Raw genomic sequence first — 17,977 nt, 5'->3', positions numbered from 1 at the left:
ACGATTTATCGTACGCCCTTTGTATTTTAAGTCACTTCACTTATAAAAGTGCAGCGCGTAATTCAGCAGGTGATTTGGGTGATAAGTATCCTAATGGAATGTCAAATACTGTTTTTGCTCCCTTATGTCCTTCTTTCGCCATTTTGGCAACTGCACGGGTAAAGGCCACTAAAACAGAAGCTGTAAATTCTGGATTACTCTCTAGCTTTAAGCCAAATTCCATATGCTGTTGATTTCCTTTACCTGTTTCCCCTGATCGCAACACAAACCCGCCATGTGGCATGGCACTGTGATTCAATTTTAGTTCCTCTTCTGAGATAAAGTGAACTGTTGTGTGATAAGGTTCGAAGTAATTGGGCATCGTTTGAATCGCTTGTGTAATTTGCTGTTGATCTGCACCTTCTTCTGCAACAACATAACATACTCGTTGGTGCTTCTCAGCTGCTGTAAATGTGGGGTTTTGACCTGCACGTACTTCTTCTAATGCTTTTTCAATTGGAAGTGTATACTGTACACCATTTTTAACACCAGCTAAACGGCGAATGGCGTCAGAGTGCCCTTGACTTAGCCCTTTACCCCAAAAAGTATAGGTTTCTCCTTGTGGTAAAATGGTTTCACCCAATAAACGCAACATGGAAAACAAACCTGGATCCCAACCTGTTGAGATTAGACTTACTGTTTGATTGGCTTTCGCACAGTGGTCCACTTGAGCAAAATAAGCGGGAATTTCACCATGGTTATCAAAACTATCTACGGTATTAAAATGAGTTGCCAATTGGATGACTTGTTCTGGTAAATCTGTAGAAGATCCCCCACATAAAATCATGACGTCAATTTTAGTTTTATACTCCAATACTTGATCTAAAGCAACTACTTTCGATGTTGTTGGCAACGATTCAGGCGAACGTCTAGTGAAAATAGCCACTAGTTCTAAATCTGCATTTTGAGCAATCGCGTGTTCAACGCCTCTTCCTAAATTACCATATCCTACAATACCTATGCGAATAGGGGTTGTTTCGTGTGTCATATCCTGTTATTTTTAAGCATTCCCCTGTATGGGGTTCAAAGGGGCCAAAAATAGACAAAACTTTAGATAGATTGGGAAATTAGCAGACTTTAATTTCTCTTTTAAATTAAAATATACGCCCTGTTTTGTCCCTATTGGACTGGTTCCGTCTAATTTAATAACGCAGATCTGGACGTGGTAGAGGCTGAAACGGAGGGAATTTAGGGTTTTCATTGAAGTAAAAAGGAATCACGCGAACTTGATAACTTTTAATATAGCCTTCTGTAAGGTGTAAACCTGATTTTTGAATGGTAATTTCTTTGGATTCCCCTTTGTGTAGTAGTATTGTATCAGACGTTAGTTTTTTGTTTTCACTGGTTATGGCTTCAACAAAAATATAGTTTATACTATTTTCTAAGGATTGTACATTGAAAACAAAATTAGTACTTGTTCCATCGTACGTTGGTTTGAGGTATTGGATACGTACTTCGTTGTTTTTGGCGATTGTACTGTCTTCAGTTGTACAACTAATCGCTACTAGCAACAGACTAATTGCTAGCACAAATTTTACATTTAATTTCATTGATAAGGTTTTATTCGCTGTAAAATAAGTTATAAACTTCAAATTTATTTATACAAAATAAAAGGTTTAACGCAAGTTTATTACGTTTTTTAAAGAAAATGCTATTTAATTGTCTTTTTTACTTCTGGTGTAATTGCATATTGTTTTTGAAATTATATTAAAAATAAACATCTTCTAATTTAGTTGTTATTTTATTTCGATATTTTAAATTTAGTTAAGTTATACTCATTTATTTAAGTCAAAATATGATTAAACCGTTTTGGTTTGTTACTTTTGTCCTGTAAATTTTAATTCAAACAGATGAAAAAAATAAAAACAGCACTTATTCTAGTCTTATTTAGTTATTTCAGTGCATTTGCACAACAGGATTACGATAAATTGACTAAGGAGGGACTTCTTACTGATTTTGACTTTATCGTCAAAGTAATTAAAGAACAACATCCTAATCCTTTTCGTTTTATTACAGAAAAAGAGTTTGACCAAAAAGCGACTGTATTGCGAAAAAAGATTGAAAAAGAGCCTACAATAGAGAATTTTTATTTATCTGAACCGTTAAGCTTAATTCGAGATGCTCATGCAAGCCTTGTTCCAGATCCAACTTTATTTGATGATGTGCTTAAAAATATGCGTTTCTTTCCTTTCAAAACAACAGTATATGATAATAGAGTGTTTATTAATCAATATACGCATGAAATACCTCAAGGAGCAGAACTAATTACAGTCAATCAAATGAAAGTGGAGGATATCCTCAATCAAATCCCTAGTAGAGTAGATGGTGATATTCAGGCAAGTACACAGAAAGAATTTAGCCAATATCTTTCTTTTCGATTTCCGAAAGCAGAAGCATTTACCTTAACCTATAGAGAAGAAGCTAACGGAAGTTTAAAAACAATAGAAGTAAAGGCTGTAGATTATGAACGCTATAATTACAATGGGAGAAAAGCTATTTTACCTTTGAATCTCCTTGCATATGATACGGGTATTTATGGATCACAACTAGATAAAGATACATACTTGCTTTCTATTAAGTCTTTTAACTTATCTGAAGAATATGCCTATTATATTTTAAATAATATTTTCACAGCGATTAAAGCGAAGAACATCAAACAGGTAATTATTGATGTTCGAGATAATGCAGGAGGTGCGCTGTCCAACATTCCTTTATTTTACTCCTTTATCAGTAAAGAAAAGCACTTTAAAAACATCTATAAATACGCCACAAAAGTACCAACCATTAACGTCCGAGAAAATCTGATTGATGAAAATAGTAAGTTATTGAATACAACGGATATTATAGCGTACGACAATTTCATGCAACAGCGTTTTGATAAGAACGAAAGTGATGGGTTCTATTATGGCAATAATCGCTTGGATGAATCTTACGTAGAAAATTACCCGCAAGATAAAAATGCTTTTACAGGAGAGGTGATTCTTTTACAAAACAACAATACCCTTTCTGCAGCAGCTTATTTTGCCTATATGTTTGAATTAAATAAAAGGGGATCGATTGTGGGACAAGAAACGCAAAGTTGCAGTAATTTCACTACAGCTGCTTGGTTTTTAAATTATAAATTGCCACACACTGCATCCATCGTTGTTTTACCTCGATCTGAAATCTTTTTTAATACTGTAGCCAATAAAGACTCCGCATGTAGAGGTGTATTACCAAATTTCACCATTTCAGCGAATCAATTTCAAAAAGGATTACAAACAGTTCAGGATGCTGAATTAAATTTAGCGCTTGACTTGAATAAAAAGTAAATCCTATACTGCATAAACACAAATGGGCAAAGAATCTCTTTGCCCATTTGCATTAGTAATCAGTAAGAAATATAATAAAAATAAGCGTATTTTTACACTTGAAAGAGTTATTTTATGCTTCCAACATTTTTTCATCGGTTTAATTTATTTACGACTGCGGAAATAGCTACGATTCTTGCTTTATTTCAACCGCGGAGTTTATCTAAACACAGTTTTTTAATTCGAGAGGGGGATTACTGTGAGGAGGTTGCATTTGTTGAATCTGGTCTTTTCCGTTCTTTTTATACGACAGATACAGGCAATGAATTGACCTATTGTTTTCGCTTCCCCAATGATTTAATTGGAGCATACTCTGCTTTTATAACCCAAGGGAAAAGCGTGGAAAACATTCAAGCTATTGAACCTGCGGTGCTCTGGGTTATCCAAAAAAAGGACCTTGATTTTTTAGCAAATCAATTGCCTCAATGGACCGTTTTTTTAAAAGTAATAGCTGAACAACAGTATTTGGAGCTCGAACAACGCGTGATGCAATTACAGCGAGAATCAGCTCAACAACGCTATAAAAATTTAGTACTGCATCATCCTAATTTTATTCAATCTATTCCGTTGCATTATTTAGCTTCTTATTTAGGGATTACACAACGTCATTTGAGTAGAATTAGAAAAGAGATTACTTTTTAGACATTTGTCTAGGTTTTTAGATTCAGTGCTCTAGTACCTTTGTGGAATAATCTTCTGCATCACAGAATGAACAATCATGCAGTAAAACAAAGGAATACAATGAAAAAAATAGTGATTTTGAATGGTCATCCTAACCCTAGCTCTTTTAATAAAGGCTTGGTGGAAGCGTATTATACAGGCGCAAAAACAAAAGGAGTAGAACTCAAAATAATCACCATCGCCGATTTGGCGTTTGAACCCAATTTGCGCTTTGGTTACCAAAAGCGAATGGAGTTAGAGCCTGATTTATTGGAAGCGATTCAATTAATTCAATGGGCAGATCACCTTGTGTGGATTCATCCTGTCTGGTGGGGTGGGTTACCTGCTTTATTAAAGGGATTTATTGATCGAACTTTTTTACCAGGGATTACCTACCAATATCGAGATAATAGCCTGTTATGGGATAAATTGCTAAAAGGAAAAACGGCTCATATTATTACAACACTTGATCAACCTGGTTGGTACTATCGCTTGATGTATGGTAGGCCTAGTGTAAATCAATTAAAAAAATCAACCCTTCAGTTTTGTGGAGTATCTAAGGTTAAAGTGACCTATATTGGAATTGTGCGAAATTCAACAGAAGCTCAACGAGCGAAATGGTTAAAGCAAGTAGAACAACTTGCTTCGCGTTAAAACAAGGGAATCACACGCTATTATATGCGCAACCTTCATGGATGGGAAGTATTGAAATTGTGCATGTTCTAGTGTACTTGAGCCAATTCAAAATGCATGCCATCTTTTCTCTTAAAATGGCCACCCCAATAAAAGCCGTATTGATGAGCTAAAGGAACGAGTTCCCGTAGCGAACCAAAGGCTCCTAACGGTGCGGGATCAGTATTTAGTACATTCCATTGCATGTTTAGATCAAAGGCAGTACCAAAAGCATGATTGGATAGTTTCGTTTTAGACCCACGAATCAATCGCGGCACATAGCTTCCACCATAACTTAGAAGTAAGCCTAACATCCCATTTTGTTCAATCGCATGGAAGAACTCACGCAATTGTTCAGCACCCTTTCGATGAAAGTAAATGGTGGTGGCTGCACCTTGAGTAATTTTTTGCAGTTGTGGAATTTTAACGGGTATGATATTTTTAGCTGCAAAATTATTGGTAATCGCAATCTGTTCTGGGTTTTGTGGGTTTGGATTTGGTACAAACTGAATTTCTCCAAACAAATCAACTAAATCTTGCCAAGATGTTATCGGTTTAAAACTAGGAGGAGGGGGAAAACTCATTTTTTGGTTGGGCGTAAAGACCATGCCTTCTTGATAAGCCGCCAACCAGGTTAGAGGGCCAATATAGCCATCTACAAGTTCTTTTCTTTTTGGTATTGTTTGATCACTTGAATAAAACTTGCTTCATACGCATCATCAAAAGGACCCTTGTATTGACCTAGTGTATGTAAAAAGGCTTTCCATTGTATGATTAAAGGAGTTTGTGTATGGGGTTTAATGTGTTCAATATTCATTGGTTTACTTTGTTTTGCGTTAGGTAATTTGACGTTTTAAGAAATTTTCATATCCTTCCGTAAGAATGCGTAGCCCTTCGGTGGTTTCTTGTGGAGTTAACGTTATTTCTAGTTTACCAAGATTGGTTTTGGTCTTCTTTTTAAGCAACGAAGTCTCTGGTTTTCCAAAGTATATCTGCAATTCATCTTGTACAACTTCCATTTCAAACTCGGTGGTAAAAGTCGCTTTCTTAATGCCGCACATTTCCATGGGAACCATGGAAATCAATGGGACTTCAACAGGTTCTTGAAAAGAGGTGAAATTATTTGGATTGGCAGTGTCTTGTGCTTGTGTCTTCTGAGGGTAAATTAGAGTTACCATTTTGGGAACCCGTGTTTTTTTGATTATTTCCCTTCCTTTTTCATCCAATAGTTTAGATTCGTGTTCTTCAAAATATTTGTCTAGGAGGTTTAAATTCTTTTCTATTATTTGTTCACTTGAAAGTAAAATAGCGGTATGGATGACTTGAATAAATTTTTTAAAACTGATGGGAGTCATATTTTATTTTTTAGTTGTTGATGGTAAAGCATTATAGGATTGAACAGCATCTTTTACGATACTTTTACTATTGTCGGCTAAGCCTATCGCAGCTTGACAATTCGAACAGGTAAATCGAGTTCCCATTACTAATTGGGAAACTTCTATGCATACTGGAGTATGACATACCGGACACGCGATGGTTACGGTTTTTGTTTGCATAATTATTTGATATTAAAGGGTTGAATATTTTTACTGTATAATTCTAGCATATTTAAAATGCCCAAAGGCAGTGGAAGAGGACCTGCTTGAATATCAATTTTAAGCCTGCGCTGATTTGATTTCATATAACCTGGAGCTCTACTACCGTCATGATTGATACTGGATATTTTTCCATTTAGTTGCGCTTTTCGCTCAATGATTGTATTTGATTGGTTGATATAACTTGTTGTAGAAGTAATATCTAAATTAAAGGAGATCTTCATTTTTTGAATGGCAATGGAGTTCAAAGGGGCAATTGAGAGTAAAGGAACTTGAAAAACAACGTCATAGGGTTTTGTTTCCTGTTCTACGTTCATGAATTTTGTCAGTACCATATTGATCATTTTGGGTTGGTAATGGTATTTTATTATCCCTTTATCTCCCTTCTTTTTACTCTTTGTTTTTGTAAAATATTGATCCAATAGGGAGGTCGCTTGTCCATTTAAGATCATCGTATTGGCTTTTGATAAGGCAATTAACGGAGCTGAGATAATAGATTCAATATTAAGTTCAGCATCTTGATCTCTACTGTAGGAAAGTATTTTATTGGTTTGATTCATCTTTTTGCCTGTTTTGAAATGGATTCCAACGCAGTTGGAATCCATTTGTTGTTACTTAAAATCAAAGCTTTTGCTTGTGGTTACTCTACTTTTTTAGTAGAAGCAACAGGATCAATCGATTTAGAGAAGGCATCAATAATTGTAGTTACACCTATGGGTAAAGGAAGTTGGCCTGCATGTACTTTTAAGCTGTATTTAGCAGCGTTATTCTTCGCATAGTGTTGACTTTTTTTACTGGTAGTATAGCTATCATAGCTGACCATACCTTTGATGGTTGCTGAGAATACCCCAAATCCAATTTTTGCTTCCAAGTCAGCATTCGCTGCTTTGCTTGCATTTTTTTCTTTGGAGTTTTCTTCACTGTAGCATGAATTCACCTCCATGTCAAAATTAACATCAACAGAATCAACTCCTAAAGAGTTAATGGGCATAATAGTTAGCAAGGGGAGATTAAAAGTAGTGGTTACTTTTTCAATCGTTTCATCCTCTTGAACAAAGGTGCGTTCCAACTCCATTTTAATCAAAACAGGTTGATACGATACTTCATTTTCTTCTCCTTTACGCACAAAACAAGTATCTAAGATAAACTTGGTTTGTGAAATCGCCATTTTAGCATTGGCGTCTGCAGCGGCATTTAAAGGTCCCCCAATTAATGCATCCATAGGTAATCCTGTGAATTGCTGCGCAATTGATACTAGATTTGTACTCATAGTTATTATTTTTAAATTTCTATTAAAAATACAGTGCTAAAAATCTTTTTTATAGGGTGTAATCCCTTGATTCCGAGAGGGAAAATACCTTTTGTGTCCAAGCTGTATTTTCCTTGTATAATCTCGTTGATTTACCTTATTGTGGCGTACTATTTGTTTAGCTTAATGGGTTTGGGTGTTGAATTACTATAGACAACTCATCCTTGTAGATACCAAGTATAACGTCCAACTATTACTTTACATAGACCTCATTGTCTCACTATCCAATAAGATTGCCTTTTTAAAATTAGGGGCTAGGGAATGCCTAGAATCAATACAATTTTATTCATACCGTATGAAACATAAAATTACCCTCATGGACAAAGACACCTTACTTCTCGAATTAATTAAGAATTTTTTTAATGCTTCAGCTGATTTTGAGGTAAGCTATTCCTTTGTACATATTTCTGGTTTATATGCTTCATTTTCGACTGTTTGTAAGAATACAGATTTGATTATTATGGACTTTCAATTGGGCGATTCAACAGCGGAACAGGTAATCACTCTCACCCAATTAGAGCAGGTTGTTATTCCTGTATTGGTATTAACTGCTCAATATAATCAAGCTTTGATTGGGTATATGCTCAAGTTAGGGGTGGCTTGTTATATACCAAAATATATTCGATTAGCAGAATTTGTTTGTATTGTTAAAGAAGTATTGGAAAAAGGCCATTATATCAGTAAAGAGCAATTTCCGTATCTAAAAGAATCTATTGAGGATCACTCCAGAGAGTTGGCGATAAAGAAATACAACATTTCAAAGCGAGAATTGGACATTATCTATTTGCTTGCTCAACAATGTACCGCAAAAGAGATAGGAGAGCGTTTATTTATAGCTCCAAAAACGGTGGAGAACTACAAGAATACATTATTTGTAAAAACGGAAACAAAGACCGTTGTTGGCTTAGTCCTTTGGGCCATCCAAAGGAGAATTATTGCTGTAGATTTAGTGGATCCGTTGTAGTTTTAGAAAGTTAAAAAACAAGGGAATAAATGCTGTTAAAAAGGTGTTTTTAAGAAGAACTAAAGCCTTGTTTATTGGGCTAAAAAAAGGAAAATGCTTATCTTGCTAGTTCTACAAAAAACCTTAAAAATCAACACAAACATGTTAGTTAAACTCTTTTTTCTCTTCACCAAAATTGGCATTTTTACTATTGGTGGGGGCTATGCTGTCATTCCCTTAATAGAAAAAGAAATTATCAGTCGGTCGTGGTTGACTTATGATGAATTTTATGAACTTTTGGCGATAACAGAATCACTACCAGGCGTTTTTGCAACGAATATTGCGGCTTTGGTAGGCTTTAAAATAGGCGGGATTAAGGGAGGTATTTTAGCGGCACTAGGCACTATTATTGCTCCTTTCGCAATTGTGCTTTTACTTGCTGTATTTTTTAATCGATTTCAGGATAATGTGTATGTCGTCAAGGCATTTAAAGGATTGAGACCTGTTGTTGTCTCCTTAATTGCAGCCCCTTGTTACACCGCCATACAAATCAATAAAATGTCGATCAAAACCTTATTGCTTCCACTAGTTGCTTTAGGTTTAATGTGGGGTGCCCATGTATCTCCAGTGTGGATTATTCTAGCTGGATGCATAGGAGGGATAGTTTATCATAGTTTGCGTACTAAAACCATTTCTTAATTATGATTTTTTATCAATTGTTTTGGGTGTTTATTAAAATTGGAACTTTTGGTTTTGGTGGGGGGTATGCGATGCTTTCTCTTATTCAAGAAGAAGTAGTAGAGCATCACCACTGGATTTCTAAAAGTGAGTTTACGAATCTAGTTGCTGTTTCTCAAATGACGCCAGGGCCTATTGGCATCAATACGGCAACATACGTTGGCTATGCAGCCTTAATCAATGAAGGATATCCTGTCTATATTGCGGTGCTGGGGTCTGCTTTAACCACTATTGCTCTTTGTTTACCTGCATTTCTTATGATTGGTTTGATTTCCTATTTTTATTTCAAATTTAGGTCGAATAAATTCTTTGCATATGCTATTTCTGGAATTAAACCTTTAGGTATATCCTTAATTGCGTTAGCCGCTTTGTCCTTAGTTAATAAAGAAAGTTTTCCTGACTATCTCAGTCCAGTTCTCTTTGTAGCTGCTTTGGTCAGCTCCATTCGCTTTAAGGTACATCCTATTTTAATCTTGTTTGGAGCAGCATTGGTGGGGATAATCTTGTATTAAAAGCAAAACTTAAAAAATGAACAAGTAGGTAATATTTTTTTTGATTTGGGTGATGTGGCTGATTTGTCATTTTTTTATCTCTCAGGATTAGGGGCGTTTTTATCGTTTATTCGCAATTTGTGTAATTTATTTTTATTTATGTATTAAATTATAATTATTGGTTAAAAATATTTGATTTTTTAATAAAAAAACCTAGATTATAGGAACTAATAATTTAAATGGATAAATATGAAGGGACAAAATAATGAATTAACTGTAGCAACTATCTTTCAACCTGTGCAAATAGGTCCCCTTACTTTACGCAATCCTGTGATAAAGGCGGCAACAAGTGAAGGACGTAGTCCAGAAGGAAAAGTAACGCAAGCCTTGATTGATTTTCATCGCGGATTTATTGAAGGAGGGATTGCTATGACAACTTTGGCTTATTGTGCTATTTCTAAAGAAGGATTTGCGGCGCCAGGTGAAATTCTAATGGTCAAAGAAAATATTGTTGGATTAAAAAAATTCACAGAGGCCATGCACCAAGCGGGAGGTAAAGCCTCAGCACAGTTAGGACATGCAGGCCCTGTTGCAACAAAGAAAATTACAGGTGCTCGTCCAATTGCTCCTTCTACTTTTTTTAATTTAACGAGTTTACAAACTTGTCGAGCGATTACACTGGAAGAAATGGAAAAAATCAAGACGCAATTTGCGGATGCAGCGGGAGTTGCTGTAGATGCGGGTTTTGATGCGATTGAGTTGCATTTTGGTCATTTGTATTTAGTCTCTTCTTTCTTCAGTCCTTGGATTAATAAAAGAACCGATCAATATGGAGGATCTATTGAAAATAGAACGCGTTTTGCTAAGGAAATTTTGTTAGCTGTCAAAGCGCGTGTACAAGATCGACTAGCAATTATTGTTAAGCTCTCTATGGATGATGGAATTAAAGGTTCTATTTGGTTAGATGAATCTACTAGAACAGCGCAAATTTTAGATGAAACTGGGGCAGTAGATGCGTTTGAATTAACGATGGGGTCTTCGGTTTCTAGGCAAATGTATTTGTTCCGAGGAGCAACAGATATTGATGGGATGGCCTCTACTCAAAAGGGGATTATGAAACTAGGCGTTAAATGGTTTGGAAAAAAAATCTTAGGTGAGTATCCGTACCAAAATTTATATATGCTTGAATCTGCTCGTCAGTTTAAACAATTTGTACATAAGGCAAAATTAATATTACTAGGAGGAATTAATACTTTTGAACATATCGCAACCGCTATGGAAGAGGGGTTCACAGCGATTGCTATAGGAAGAGCATTATTACGCGAACCTGATATGATTCAAAAGATTAAAGCGAATCCAAACAAAGCAGGTTTGTGTATTCATTGCAACAAATGTATGTTCTCTGTTTACTCTATAACGAATTGTGTATTTACAAAAGATTATGCAGTCACGTCACGCGCGTCAATTGTTTAATTTTCTTCTCTTATTCAACGGATCGAGCCACATAGTATGATGTGGCTCGATTTTTTTTTACCCCTTGAGGATACCCTTATTTTCGATATTCACTCAAAGAAAATTGCGTTTCTCTTTTAAAAAATCGCCCCATATAGGAAGGATCATCGAAATGAAGTTCTGCTGCAATTTCCCCAATACTCTTATCGGTTGTTCGAAGAAGTGTTTTCAGCTCTAGTATTACCTGACGGTTAATCAAATCTTTGGGTTGATCGTTTAGGTACTTTTTTGAAATTTGGGCAAGATAGAAAGGAGTGATATGTAATTTTTCAGCATAAAATGCCACCTCACGATGTGTTTTAGCATGTTGTCCAATAAGATCCCAAAATTTCCAACACAATTCTTCTTTTCTACTGAATTTTCGCTGTGTGAATGTACCTTGTTCATCCATATAGGCTGCAAGCCGTAGAAATAGATTTTGAAAGTGATTGCGAACCATTTGTTGGAGGTGAGTGGTCTTGTTTTCAAGCAGGTAGAGTAGCTGTTTATTCCAATAGACGAGTTGTTCTTTCTCGCGTTTACCTAAGTGATGTACTGGATAATCATGGATAAAACCAAACAATTGGTTGGGGAGTTGATACGCGATTTCACTAGCTAAACTTCGGTCAATTAGGTAACAATCCACATTGAAATTTGCTGATTTCTGCTGCATGATAGCCACCGTATCACTAGAGAGTACCGTTAGGGTATCTTTCGTGATTGTATAGTCCTTAAAATTAAGAGTGATGGTAGCCTCTCCGTCTAATCCAACTAGTACAACTAAATAGGATAGCTTTAAAGGGTACCCCAATTGATTGTCCCAGGTTGTTGAGCCGAAGCTCATCCCAATGGATGAAGTTTGAAAGCTTGAAGTCTGCATATTTAGTTTTGATTATGACGTAAATATACATTTTTATAGACTATAAATCTATTATTTGTTTTCAAAAGTACCTAAAGTGCTTAAATTAAGGTATACGATATGCCAAGTATACCGAGTACTTTTGCCCTAGAAATTAATAGAAGTAAAAAAGATGAAATTTACAACAGAACGTTTAATTCTCAGACCATGGGAAGTAACAGATGCAGAAGATTTATTTCGTTATGCTAAAGATGAAAACATTGGACCCGTTGCAGGATGGCCTGCACATACTAGTGTAGAAGAAAGTAGAAGTATTATTAAAGAGGTCTTCTCAAAACCAGAAATATACGCTGTAGCCCTAAAAGAAAACAATCGCGCTATTGGGTGTATTGGTTTATTGATTGGCAAGGATAGTAATTTCCCTATTAGTGAACAAGAAGGAGAAGTTGCTTATTGGCTTGGTGTTCCATTTTGGGGACAGGGTTTAATCCCTGAAGCACTGGAGGTCATTATCCAACATAGTTTTGAAAACCTTAAACTAGAGACACTTTGGTGTGGTTTTTTTGAAGGAAATGAAAAATCCAAAAAAGCGCAAGAGAAATGTGGTTTCCAACACTCTCATGTTGTTGAAAATCAATACAATCAATTCATGGATGACTACCGTGTAGAGTACATTAGTCGTTTGAATAGAAAGGATTGGCAAGCGAGATAATAAATAAAAAAGGAAAACGTGTATCAATCGTTTCACATTGTTATGCGTTTTTCCCTATAAAAAATTGCTTTTTATTTACCCTCGCTTTACAGAAATGGTTGAATAAAATAAATAGAAGAAGATGATATTTCCATCTAATTATGAAGAAAAATGCGGATTCACAGCAATTCGCGAGATGCTTAAGGAATTGTGTTTAGGTTCTTTAGGTATTGAAAAAGTGGATGAATTAACCTTCCATACTAATTTTGAGCTACTTGTTCACCAACTAGAGCAAGTAGAAGAAATGAGGGGATTAGTAGAAAGAGAACGCCGTTTTCCACTAACCGATTATAGTGATACGCGTATAACAGTACAACACGTTATTGCAGATGCAACCAGTTGGTTAACAATAGAAGAGGTGTTAGCTATCCAGCAAACCTTAGTTAATGGAAAACAGTTATATGAAGTACTTACGCAGCAAGTAGATGATCAATACCTGTATCCAAAAATGGCACTTTTAGCTAAAAACTATGTCCCTTTGGAGGAGTTAGTTGAGGCGATTAATCAAGTAGTTGACCAACAAGGTCAGGTTCGCGATAGTGCATCTAAGGAATTGGCTTCTATTCGCAAAGAAAAAATACAGGTCAAACAGACGATTCAAAAGAAGTTTGATTCCCTATGGCGCAAAGCACAAGCCGCAGGATTAATTGATCAGGAAACGCCCTCAAGTATGAGGGATGGGCGCATGGTGATTCCAATAACTGCTTCATTTAAACGCCGATTTAAAGGGGTGATACACGATGAATCTCGTTCTGGAAAAACGGTTTTTATTGAACCAGAAGAGCTAGTTAGTGAGAATACCCGACTCTTTGTTTTAGAACAAGAAGAAAGAAGAGAGATTGTACGACTACTCGTTGAATTGACTCGTGCTGTTAGACAAAGTGAGATGCGATTATACCAATTGTATACCTTGATTGGTGCCGTGGATTTTATTCGTGCTAAAGCGATACTGGCTCAAAAAATAAGAGGGATTAAACCCCTTATGGTGAATCAACCTTTAGTCGATTGGAAACAAGCACATCATCCAATATTAGCGCTACATTTAAGAGCAATAGGTCAAGTGCTTCATCCGTTGACCATTCGTTTGACAAGGGATCATCGTATCTTAGTAGTTTCTGGAGCAAATTCAGGAGGAAAATCAGTAACCTTAAAAACAGTGGCACTTTTACAGTACATGTTGCAATGTGGTTTACTAATTCCTATTGATGCTACTTCAACTGCTGGAATATTTGAACAGCTATTTATGGATATTGGCGATGGACAAAGTATGGAAAACAATTTGAGTACCTACACTTCTCATTTGACTACGATGCAATTTTTCTTAACACAGGCCCATGCTCAAACGCTTATCTTGATCGATGAATTTGGTGGAGGTACAGAACCTGAGTTAGGTGGTGCAATTGCGGAAAGTATTTTAGAACAGCTCAATGAACAAGGATGCTTTGGATTGATTACGACTCACTTTTACAATTTAAAAGGATTTGCGCAACGCACCCTAGGATTGGAAAATGGTGCTATGTTGTATGATTTTAAGGAAATGAAACCTTTGTATCAATTGTCTCAAGGACATCCCGGAAGTTCTTATGCCTTAGATGTAGCACGCAGAATCGGATTGTCTGAGACGATACTCTATAATGCTTCGCAAAAGATTGACGCGAACTATCTGGCGATTGAAGAAGAATTACAACGCGTAATAGCAGAAAAAGTAGCGGCATTAAAACAGAAACCTAAACGACTAAGTTCAGATGTTGTAGAAAGCATACTGGAGCCTAAAGAAATAATAAAAGCAAGTGAAAAAATAGAAATTCCAGCTCCTGTAAAACAATTGGGAATTGGTATTTCAGTACTAATTAAATCCAATGCAAAAGTAGGAGAAATCCTCGAAGTAAGAGGGAAGAAAGCCCTTGTTGCTTTAGGTGGACTTAAACTTACGGTTCACGTAGATGATATAGAAGTGATATAAAGAAGAGAGGATGCGGTTCACGTCATCCTCTTTTATTTTTATAGATGTGTTCCTTTGAAAATCATTTCTTCACTAGTAGGAGTAAAGGGATTAAGTTCCCAATCTCCAAAGATGTTTGCAACAGTTAATCCCGCTTCTTCTAAAAGAGCTAAAATGGAACCTTGTGATGGAAAATCAATAAGAGAAGATGCATGCCAGAGTTCAGTCGTATCAATGGTTTGGTAATAGGTATGGTAACAAAGTAAATGATCTTGTTTTTCCCAATCATTCCAAGCCTTGACTACGCCGTAGGTGGGGTGTTTAAAATAGCGGATAGAGGCTTGAGGGGTCCAAGTTTTCCATTCTTCCACTAGAGGGTTTCTACTATCAAAAATAAAGAATCCCGTAGGTTTTAAATGATGTTTAATCTTTTGAAAAAGTGCCAATCGATCAACATCTGATTGTAACGTTTGAAAGCTATGACCAGATAATAAAATAACATCGAATTGTTGATCTAGGGAGAAGGTGCAAATATTTTCTTTCATCCAACTAACAGTTGAAGATTTGGTTTGAGCTAACGCCAGCATTTCTGTAGCAAGGTCAATACCGTAGACCTTTTGACACTTTTTAGCTAGTTCTGCTGTTAACGTTCCAGTTCCACAACCTAAATCAAGGACAACATCTGTTCCTTTGATTTGATGCAATAGAGTTGTAAAACCCTCAGACCAAGGATTATCATAATCATAAAACTGTACAAGATTGGCATCTTGGTATAAAGTATCAGTTATTGGGTTTGATTGATTCACGTAGCTAGTTTTTAGTATTTTATCGGCAATTTAGCGTATTATTCTAATTGATTCAAAAAAAATCTTTCAACTTGAACGATGTAATTTTTTTAGTTTTATCAACTAGAAGTAAGTAATTTTACAATACATAGTCCTAACTATTATGCTTTTAGAAAAACTATTACAAGAATATGCTATTCCGCTAGAGACCTTTACATCGAAAGAATACGATTTGTTTGATTCTTTTTTTGAAAAAAGGAAGATCAAGAAGAACACTTTTTTAGTTCGAGAAGGAGAAGTAGAAAACTATAGTTACTTCATTGATCAAGGCATTTTTCGTTGTTGGGTATTGGATCAAAAAGGAGTAGAACAGACCTTTTGGTTTTGTAAGCCTGGTACATTTTCAATGTCTAATATTTCTTTTACCCTTAATCAAAGCGCAACTTTTTATGTACAAGCTGTGATGGATTGTGAGGTGTACCGTATTGATCGCGTACAAGTCGAGCAATTGTATCAAGCTATTCCATCTTTGAAGGCTGTTTTTGATCATTTAACCGCCATCTTACTCAATCGACTTTTAGAACGCCAAGTCCACATGATTAAATATTCGCCAGAGCAGTACTATGTAGCATTAGTAACTTCTTATGGGGCCTTACTTAATTTTATTCCCCTTAAAGATATTGCCTCATTCTTGGGGATTACACCACAAGCATTAAGTAGAATACGCAAGCGTATTTTTTAACCCAGGTTCAGTGTTTTTAGTTTCTTAGTTCCGAATTTTGTACTTCTAAATAAGATAATGATGATACGACAAATTACTCCAACAGACTATACCCGTTTACTACAGATTTGGGAAAGTGCTGTTTTAGCCACCCATGATTTTTTAAAAGAAGAAGACTTTTCTTATTACAAAGAAAATCTACCTACTTATTTTTCTTTTGTTTCCCTTTGGGGCTATGAATCGGAAGGGCAATTGGTTGGTTTTATGGGACTAGCTGAAAATAGTTTAGAAATGCTTTTTATAGATGCTGCCATCCGCGGTCAAGGAATTGGCAAGAAACTACTTGATTATGCTATTCAAAATGAAGGAATAACGCAAGTGGAAGTAAATGAACAAAATGGACAAGCCGTTGGTTTTTATGAATATATGGGCTTCCAAGTTCAGAGTAGAGCCGCATTAGATGGACAGGGAAAACCTTATCCAATTCTTAAAATGAGCTTGGGTGTATAACCCAATACAGCCATAGCGAACTACATCTAGTTCGCTATGGCCTTATAATCCTTCAATACCTTCAATCCAATATCCTCTGGTATAGACTTTACTCGTTGTCTTATCTTTTATTACTTTTCTAAAAATCTGTATGGATTTTGCATTTCCTGTTAATAAGAAAATAGCATCTTTCCATTGTATTGACTCGATTGGCGCTAATTGTCCAATTGTTCGCTCGTTTCTGAATACCTTATTTTTAGCATACACTACAGCATGTTCAAACCCAAGTTGTTCGGGTATATGTTTATTTTCTTCATCTAGTTCAAACAAAAAGAGAAATTCGCTATTCATTTGTTTCCATTTCTGGTATAAGGATAACCCCAATCCTAGGGATGTTTCATCTCCGAAAAAAACAAATTTAGTACTCGGTAGATCAAGATAATTGCTATTTGAACGCAAGCTGTTCATGCTTATTTTATCTCCTATCGTTAGTTGGTTCATGAATGCTTGCCCACTGCCTTTTTGTTTGTGTAAATAGACAATAAACTCCAAACATCCTTTTGCCTTATCCAAAGAAGATACAGTATATTTTCTAGTTTGGGTATAATTAAGTTTAAAACTCACATAAGATCCACTTGTAAATTGAAGCTTTTCAAATTGCCCTTTTAAGCGAATTCGCTTGATGGAAGGGGATAAACTATCGATATCGACTATTTCTGCCTCAGGAACTTTAACAGGGGCAATGCCTAGAAAGTCCAATATTCGTCTAACACTATTTGATATCATTCGTTTTTCTTTCAAATTTAAAACAAAAAAGAATGCGAAGTATGAGAATAAAAGCAGGAGAGAATGGACAAAACGCAGTTTATAAAGAGGAGTAAATGGACAATAAGGGATTGTGTGTTGTGATTTAATTAACATAAAATAGATTTGTGTGATTTTTACTCTATTTTTTATTGGTGTTTATTTTAAATATTTGCATAAAAAAATAATGTAATTTTATTATAATTGCTATATTAGTGCCTATATGTAAAAATATCCAAATTCACCAAAAGTAAAAACAAGTGATATTTGCCAAATAATTTAAAATTATTTATATAAAAATTAACACTTAACTATAGAAAAACTAGGGTTTATTACCC

22 protein-coding genes are annotated in these 17,977 nt (G+C 35.6%); 11 read left to right on the top strand and 11 right to left on the bottom strand.

Going from position 1 to position 17,977, the window contains the following annotated elements; all coding sequences use genetic code 11:
* Positions 1-40: 40 nt before the first annotated feature.
* Both AWV75_RS11710 and AWV75_RS11705 read right to left on the bottom strand, forming a co-directional pair.
* Positions 41-1,027: a diaminopimelate dehydrogenase gene (locus AWV75_RS11710; protein ID WP_060874543.1), complete on the bottom strand. Its 987-nt coding sequence runs from the start codon at positions 1,025-1,027 to the stop codon at positions 41-43.
* 154 nt (positions 1,028-1,181) lie between these two features.
* The gene (locus AWV75_RS11705) at positions 1,182-1,589 is read right to left on the bottom strand and encodes a hypothetical protein (RefSeq protein ID WP_060874542.1); all 408 of its coding nucleotides are present in this window, start codon (positions 1,587-1,589) and stop codon (positions 1,182-1,184) included.
* Between the two features lie 300 nt (positions 1,590-1,889).
* Here AWV75_RS11705 and AWV75_RS11700 point away from each other — a divergent pair, with 300 nt between their 5' ends.
* The 3 genes from AWV75_RS11700 (at position 1,890) to AWV75_RS11690 (ending at position 4,703) form a co-directional block, all read left to right on the top strand.
* The gene (locus AWV75_RS11700) at positions 1,890-3,350 is read left to right on the top strand and encodes a S41 family peptidase (RefSeq protein WP_060874541.1); all 1,461 of its coding nucleotides are present in this window, start codon (positions 1,890-1,892) and stop codon (positions 3,348-3,350) included.
* A gap of 114 nt (positions 3,351-3,464) precedes the next feature.
* Complete coding sequence (locus AWV75_RS11695) at positions 3,465-4,031, top strand: Crp/Fnr family transcriptional regulator (RefSeq protein ID WP_060874540.1); 567 nt, start codon at positions 3,465-3,467, stop codon at positions 4,029-4,031.
* A gap of 99 nt (positions 4,032-4,130) precedes the next feature.
* Complete coding sequence (locus AWV75_RS11690) at positions 4,131-4,703, top strand: NAD(P)H-dependent oxidoreductase (RefSeq protein WP_060874577.1); 573 nt, start codon at positions 4,131-4,133, stop codon at positions 4,701-4,703.
* Positions 4,704-4,771: 68 nt separating this feature from the next.
* On the opposite strand, the gene AWV75_RS11685 is transcribed toward AWV75_RS11690, so the two are convergent.
* From AWV75_RS11685 to AWV75_RS11670, 6 genes are all read right to left on the bottom strand, one after another.
* Positions 4,772-5,305, bottom strand: coding sequence for a M15 family metallopeptidase (locus tag AWV75_RS11685; RefSeq protein ID WP_231738104.1), 534 nt, complete (start codon positions 5,303-5,305; stop codon positions 4,772-4,774).
* Between the two features lie 71 nt (positions 5,306-5,376).
* Entirely contained in the window at positions 5,377-5,538 is a 162-nt protein-coding gene (locus tag AWV75_RS19145; protein WP_231738101.1) for a hypothetical protein, read from the bottom strand.
* A gap of 19 nt (positions 5,539-5,557) precedes the next feature.
* On the bottom strand, positions 5,558-6,076 hold the full coding sequence (locus tag AWV75_RS11680) for a DUF2589 domain-containing protein (protein ID WP_060874539.1): 519 nt from the start codon (positions 6,074-6,076) through the stop codon (positions 5,558-5,560).
* 3 nt (positions 6,077-6,079) lie between these two features.
* Entirely contained in the window at positions 6,080-6,277 is a 198-nt protein-coding gene (locus AWV75_RS18495) for a hypothetical protein (RefSeq protein ID WP_082711072.1), read from the bottom strand.
* Between the two features lie 2 nt (positions 6,278-6,279).
* Positions 6,280-6,921, bottom strand: coding sequence for a DUF2589 domain-containing protein (locus AWV75_RS11675; RefSeq protein ID WP_060874538.1), 642 nt, complete (start codon positions 6,919-6,921; stop codon positions 6,280-6,282).
* A gap of 35 nt (positions 6,922-6,956) precedes the next feature.
* A complete protein-coding gene (locus AWV75_RS11670; protein ID WP_060874537.1) occupies positions 6,957-7,586 on the bottom strand; it encodes a DUF2589 domain-containing protein in 630 nt (209 codons plus the stop codon).
* Between the two features lie 334 nt (positions 7,587-7,920).
* On the opposite strand from AWV75_RS11670, the gene AWV75_RS11665 reads away from it, so the two are divergent.
* The 4 genes from AWV75_RS11665 to AWV75_RS11650 all read left to right on the top strand — a co-directional run bounded on the left by AWV75_RS11665 (position 7,921) and on the right by AWV75_RS11650 (position 11,270).
* Complete coding sequence (locus AWV75_RS11665; RefSeq protein WP_231738100.1) at positions 7,921-8,589, top strand: helix-turn-helix transcriptional regulator; 669 nt, start codon at positions 7,921-7,923, stop codon at positions 8,587-8,589.
* Positions 8,590-8,730: 141 nt separating this feature from the next.
* The gene (locus tag AWV75_RS11660; RefSeq protein ID WP_060874576.1) at positions 8,731-9,267 is read left to right on the top strand and encodes a chromate transporter; all 537 of its coding nucleotides are present in this window, start codon (positions 8,731-8,733) and stop codon (positions 9,265-9,267) included.
* Positions 9,268-9,269: 2 nt separating this feature from the next.
* The gene (locus tag AWV75_RS11655; RefSeq protein ID WP_060874535.1) at positions 9,270-9,818 is read left to right on the top strand and encodes a chromate transporter; all 549 of its coding nucleotides are present in this window, start codon (positions 9,270-9,272) and stop codon (positions 9,816-9,818) included.
* 228 nt (positions 9,819-10,046) lie between these two features.
* Positions 10,047-11,270 (top strand): NADH:flavin oxidoreductase, encoded by a 1,224-nt coding sequence (locus AWV75_RS11650; protein ID WP_060874534.1) that lies wholly within the window; start codon positions 10,047-10,049, stop codon positions 11,268-11,270.
* Positions 11,271-11,346: 76 nt separating this feature from the next.
* On the opposite strand, the gene AWV75_RS11645 is transcribed toward AWV75_RS11650, so the two are convergent.
* The gene (locus AWV75_RS11645) at positions 11,347-12,168 is read right to left on the bottom strand and encodes a helix-turn-helix domain-containing protein (protein WP_060874533.1); all 822 of its coding nucleotides are present in this window, start codon (positions 12,166-12,168) and stop codon (positions 11,347-11,349) included.
* A gap of 151 nt (positions 12,169-12,319) precedes the next feature.
* Between AWV75_RS11645 and AWV75_RS11640 the strand changes: the two genes are divergently transcribed.
* Together AWV75_RS11640 and AWV75_RS11635 are read left to right on the top strand one after the other, a co-directional pair.
* Positions 12,320-12,859 (top strand): GNAT family N-acetyltransferase, encoded by a 540-nt coding sequence (locus AWV75_RS11640; protein WP_060874532.1) that lies wholly within the window; start codon positions 12,320-12,322, stop codon positions 12,857-12,859.
* 121 nt (positions 12,860-12,980) lie between these two features.
* Positions 12,981-14,861: an endonuclease MutS2 gene (locus AWV75_RS11635; protein WP_060874531.1), complete on the top strand. Its 1,881-nt coding sequence runs from the start codon at positions 12,981-12,983 to the stop codon at positions 14,859-14,861.
* Positions 14,862-14,899: 38 nt separating this feature from the next.
* On the opposite strand, the gene AWV75_RS11630 is transcribed toward AWV75_RS11635, so the two are convergent.
* Entirely contained in the window at positions 14,900-15,646 is a 747-nt protein-coding gene (locus AWV75_RS11630; protein ID WP_060874530.1) for a class I SAM-dependent methyltransferase, read from the bottom strand.
* Positions 15,647-15,788: 142 nt separating this feature from the next.
* Here AWV75_RS11630 and AWV75_RS11625 point away from each other — a divergent pair, with 142 nt between their 5' ends.
* Both AWV75_RS11625 and AWV75_RS11620 read left to right on the top strand, forming a co-directional pair.
* Complete coding sequence (locus AWV75_RS11625; RefSeq protein ID WP_060874529.1) at positions 15,789-16,367, top strand: Crp/Fnr family transcriptional regulator; 579 nt, start codon at positions 15,789-15,791, stop codon at positions 16,365-16,367.
* A 60-nt stretch (positions 16,368-16,427) separates the two neighbouring features.
* A complete protein-coding gene (locus AWV75_RS11620) occupies positions 16,428-16,856 on the top strand; it encodes an acetyltransferase (RefSeq protein WP_060874575.1) in 429 nt (142 codons plus the stop codon).
* Positions 16,857-16,898: 42 nt separating this feature from the next.
* Here the strand turns inward: AWV75_RS11620 and AWV75_RS11615 are convergent, their stop codons facing one another.
* On the bottom strand, positions 16,899-17,621 hold the full coding sequence (locus tag AWV75_RS11615) for an FAD-binding oxidoreductase (RefSeq protein ID WP_231738098.1): 723 nt from the start codon (positions 17,619-17,621) through the stop codon (positions 16,899-16,901).
* Between the last annotated feature and the right edge of the window lie 356 nt (positions 17,622-17,977).

It is taken from the genome of Myroides odoratus (genome assembly GCF_001549985.1).
Lineage (GTDB): Bacteria > Bacteroidota > Bacteroidia > Flavobacteriales > Flavobacteriaceae > Flavobacterium > Flavobacterium odoratum_A.
Note: the sequence above shows the minus strand (reverse complement) of the source record. Positions and strands in the feature narration are given on the sequence as shown.

Excerpts from the sequence above, each read along its gene's own strand:
- AWV75_RS11705 (WP_060874542.1), bottom strand. The coding sequence starts at position 1,589 with ATGAAATTAAATGTAAAATTTGTGCTAGCAATTAGTCTGTTGCTAGTA.
- AWV75_RS11620 (WP_060874575.1), top strand. The coding sequence starts at position 16,428 with ATGATACGACAAATTACTCCAACAGACTATACCCGTTTACTACAGATT.
- AWV75_RS11695 (WP_060874540.1), top strand. The coding sequence starts at position 3,465 with ATGCTTCCAACATTTTTTCATCGGTTTAATTTATTTACGACTGCGGAA.
- AWV75_RS11650 (WP_060874534.1), top strand. The coding sequence starts at position 10,047 with ATGAAGGGACAAAATAATGAATTAACTGTAGCAACTATCTTTCAACCT.
- AWV75_RS11675 (WP_060874538.1), bottom strand. The coding sequence starts at position 6,921 with ATGGATTCCAACTGCGTTGGAATCCATTTCAAAACAGGCAAAAAGATG.
- AWV75_RS11645 (WP_060874533.1), bottom strand. The coding sequence starts at position 12,168 with ATGCAGACTTCAAGCTTTCAAACTTCATCCATTGGGATGAGCTTCGGC.
- AWV75_RS11700 (WP_060874541.1), top strand. The coding sequence starts at position 1,890 with ATGAAAAAAATAAAAACAGCACTTATTCTAGTCTTATTTAGTTATTTC.
- AWV75_RS18495 (WP_082711072.1), bottom strand. The coding sequence starts at position 6,277 with ATGCAAACAAAAACCGTAACCATCGCGTGTCCGGTATGTCATACTCCA.
- AWV75_RS11640 (WP_060874532.1), top strand. The coding sequence starts at position 12,320 with ATGAAATTTACAACAGAACGTTTAATTCTCAGACCATGGGAAGTAACA.
- AWV75_RS11665 (WP_231738100.1), top strand. The coding sequence starts at position 7,921 with ATGAAACATAAAATTACCCTCATGGACAAAGACACCTTACTTCTCGAA.
- AWV75_RS11615 (WP_231738098.1), bottom strand. The coding sequence starts at position 17,621 with ATGATATCAAATAGTGTTAGACGAATATTGGACTTTCTAGGCATTGCC.
- AWV75_RS11670 (WP_060874537.1), bottom strand. The coding sequence starts at position 7,586 with ATGAGTACAAATCTAGTATCAATTGCGCAGCAATTCACAGGATTACCT.
- AWV75_RS11685 (WP_231738104.1), bottom strand. The coding sequence starts at position 5,305 with ATGAGTTTTCCCCCTCCTCCTAGTTTTAAACCGATAACATCTTGGCAA.
- AWV75_RS11710 (WP_060874543.1), bottom strand. The coding sequence starts at position 1,027 with ATGACACACGAAACAACCCCTATTCGCATAGGTATTGTAGGATATGGT.
- AWV75_RS11660 (WP_060874576.1), top strand. The coding sequence starts at position 8,731 with ATGTTAGTTAAACTCTTTTTTCTCTTCACCAAAATTGGCATTTTTACT.
- AWV75_RS11690 (WP_060874577.1), top strand. The coding sequence starts at position 4,131 with ATGAAAAAAATAGTGATTTTGAATGGTCATCCTAACCCTAGCTCTTTT.
- AWV75_RS11680 (WP_060874539.1), bottom strand. The coding sequence starts at position 6,076 with ATGACTCCCATCAGTTTTAAAAAATTTATTCAAGTCATCCATACCGCT.
- AWV75_RS11655 (WP_060874535.1), top strand. The coding sequence starts at position 9,270 with ATGATTTTTTATCAATTGTTTTGGGTGTTTATTAAAATTGGAACTTTT.
- AWV75_RS19145 (WP_231738101.1), bottom strand. The coding sequence starts at position 5,538 with ATGAATATTGAACACATTAAACCCCATACACAAACTCCTTTAATCATA.
- AWV75_RS11625 (WP_060874529.1), top strand. The coding sequence starts at position 15,789 with ATGCTTTTAGAAAAACTATTACAAGAATATGCTATTCCGCTAGAGACC.
- AWV75_RS11635 (WP_060874531.1), top strand. The coding sequence starts at position 12,981 with ATGATATTTCCATCTAATTATGAAGAAAAATGCGGATTCACAGCAATT.